Genomic DNA, 393 nt, shown 5'->3' with positions numbered 1-393 from the left:
CCGCCGCGGTTGCGCGCGTGCTGGAGCCGAAGGACTGGCTCAACGCCCGACTGACAGGCCGCTTCGCGTCGGATGCGATCGCCTCCGCGAGGCTCGCGGCGTGCCGTCAACAGGGGCCGGGCGGCGTCTCGCTGTTCCAGGCGGCGGGCTTCGCCGATCTCACGCCGGAGCTGCTGGCGCCCGCAAGCCTCGTCGGCGCCGTCGAGGGCGGCCTCCCCGGCGCGCTGGGCCGGCTGGCGGGCGCGCATGTCGTGATGTTGTCGCACGACACCTGGGCGTCCGTGCTCGGCCTTGGGGCGCTGCGCCACGGCGGCGCGTATAATCTTTCAGGCACCACCGAGGTCGTGGGCGTGTTCTCCGAGCAGCCCGCGCAGGCGCCAGGGCTGATGAGCG

1 pseudogene is annotated in these 393 nt (G+C 74.0%); it reads left to right on the top strand.

Going from position 1 to position 393, the window contains the following annotated elements:
* Positions 1-17: 17 nt before the first annotated feature.
* Positions 18-393 (top strand): annotated as a pseudogene (locus tag I6F37_RS43880) (carbohydrate kinase); the annotation flags it as partial.

Source organism: Bradyrhizobium sp. NBAIM08 (assembly GCF_020193935.1).
GTDB lineage: Bacteria > Pseudomonadota > Alphaproteobacteria > Rhizobiales > Xanthobacteraceae > Bradyrhizobium > Bradyrhizobium yuanmingense.
This window is presented reverse-complemented; position numbering and strand designations above follow the sequence as displayed.